1 protein-coding gene and 2 pseudogenes are annotated in these 1,688 nt (G+C 37.6%); 1 reads left to right on the top strand and 2 read right to left on the bottom strand.

Annotated features, from left to right (window positions below):
- Window positions 1-142, bottom strand: a pseudogene (locus I6E70_RS20490) (S24 family peptidase); the annotation flags it as partial.
- A gap of 283 nt (window positions 143-425) precedes the next feature.
- Here I6E70_RS20490 and I6E70_RS20485 point away from each other — a divergent pair.
- Window positions 426-1,163: an endonuclease gene (locus I6E70_RS20485; RefSeq protein WP_165725969.1), complete on the top strand. Its 738-nt coding sequence runs from the start codon at window positions 426-428 to the stop codon at window positions 1,161-1,163.
- A 113-nt stretch (window positions 1,164-1,276) separates the two neighbouring features.
- On the opposite strand, the pseudogene I6E70_RS20480 reads toward I6E70_RS20485, so the two are convergent.
- A pseudogene (locus I6E70_RS20480) lies at window positions 1,277-1,429 on the bottom strand (integrase); the annotation flags it as partial.
- Window positions 1,430-1,688 lie beyond the last annotated feature (259 nt).

The following is a 1,688-nucleotide window of genomic DNA, read 5'->3' as shown; positions in this document are numbered from 1 at the left end:
GGCCTGAAGCTAGACCAATAAAAGTGGCGTTAGGATGTTTTATTATCAGCTCATCGATTGAAATATCTAGCTCAATATATTCTGCGGCAGGAGATTCAAAGCCGGTAATACCTGCTTCTATGAAAATTGGAATAATGTACATACGCACCTCTATACTGTTTATATGTACAGTATAGTTTGAGAGCTAAAACATACCAATACTTTTTTAATTTTAAGTTAGGGGGGCAAATTAAATTTGAAGATGAACCTTTATGTTAGGTAATAAATTCCTATCATTTTGTATACCACCCCACGATTATCAAGGGTCCAAGTCTGTATTCATAAAGAAGCCAGTTTATTTAAATTTATCTCTTGCCACTCTATATATTGAACTCCTCTACAGTTACAGGCATATTCATAGGAATAACTAATTATCAGGTAACACTATGAAATTATTAATAACCTTACTACTAACAATACTAGGCAGTTCAGAAGTCTTAGCTGAAAATCAAGAAATCGAATCATTTAGTAAAGCGAAAAAGATTTTAGAAAAGCAAGTTTATAACAATCACCGAAGTACGCTTTACTGTGGTGCTGAATTTGATTCTCAGAAAAAAGTAACAGCACCAAAAGGCTTTACCACGACTAAGTATCTTAAGCGTGCCAAAAAAGTTGAGTGGGAGCATATTGTGCCTGCGGAGAATTTTGGCCGTACTTTCAGTGAATGGAGAGATGGACATAGCCAATGTGTTAGTAGTAAAGGGAAGTCATTTAAAGGTCGAAGATGTGCGGAGAAAGTTAATACTGAGTATCGCCTTATGCAGGCTGACATGTTTAACCTTTATCCTGCTATAGGTGCTGTTAATGCGTTAAGAAGTAATTATAATTTCACTGTACTGCCTTCAGCACAAAGTGATTTCGGTAGTTGTGCGATGAAGATAGATAACAGAAAAGCAGAACCGCCTGAATCAGCTAGAGGAGAGATTGCACGTACTTACCTTTATATGGAGAGCGCTTATAAACGTTATAATATGAGCTCATCACAGCGACAGCTAATGAATGCGTGGGATAAAATGTACCCTGTAGATGACTGGGAATGTACTAGAGCAAAAAAAATATCTAGCTTACAGAAAAGCGAGAACAATGTAGTTAAAAGTCGGTGTGAAGCAAGTGGGCTTCTATGAGTGCTTTCATAGCTAAGTATTTACAATCTGCAAAGTGATGTTTGTAGTGGGCAATTGAAAGGTTGTAACTCGTAATGGGGCAAAGGCAGTATAAGAACACTGCCTGTGTTAAATCAACAATCGGTTTCTCTCGATATCTTAATGGCGTCTTCAATCTCTATTCCCAAATATCTGATGGTGTTATAAATTTTTGTATGACCAAGTAGTAACTGAATGGCCCGTATATTTTTCGTTCGAGCATAAACCAAAGTTGCTTTGGTTCTTTGGGGTTTTAATAAAGTACTTTGCTAAATTACGGACAATTGCCAAGCCTGCCGAACTATAACGGTAAGAACTGGGTTCTAAATCTGACTTTTAGATTACCTTTGTAGAGTGGCCCAACTAGCAGTGTATGGAAAGCTGACCACCTTTTATAGAATAAACCCGTTCGCAGTGTGTGGGAAACTGATCACCTTTCCACTAAGTTACTGATACTCCTGTCTACCTGCCTAGCGATAACGACTAAAACTGGGCTCTTAATCTGAC

Source organism: Pseudoalteromonas sp. NGC95 (genome assembly GCF_015864705.1).
GTDB lineage: Bacteria > Pseudomonadota > Gammaproteobacteria > Enterobacterales > Alteromonadaceae > Pseudoalteromonas > Pseudoalteromonas arctica.
The sequence above is the reverse complement of the archived record's forward strand: the minus strand, read 5'-3'. Positions and strand labels throughout refer to the sequence as shown.

Coding starts and splice junctions, on each gene's coding strand:
- I6E70_RS20485 (WP_165725969.1), top strand. CDS start 426: ATGAAATTATTAATAACCTTACTACTAACAATACTAGGCAGTTCAGAA.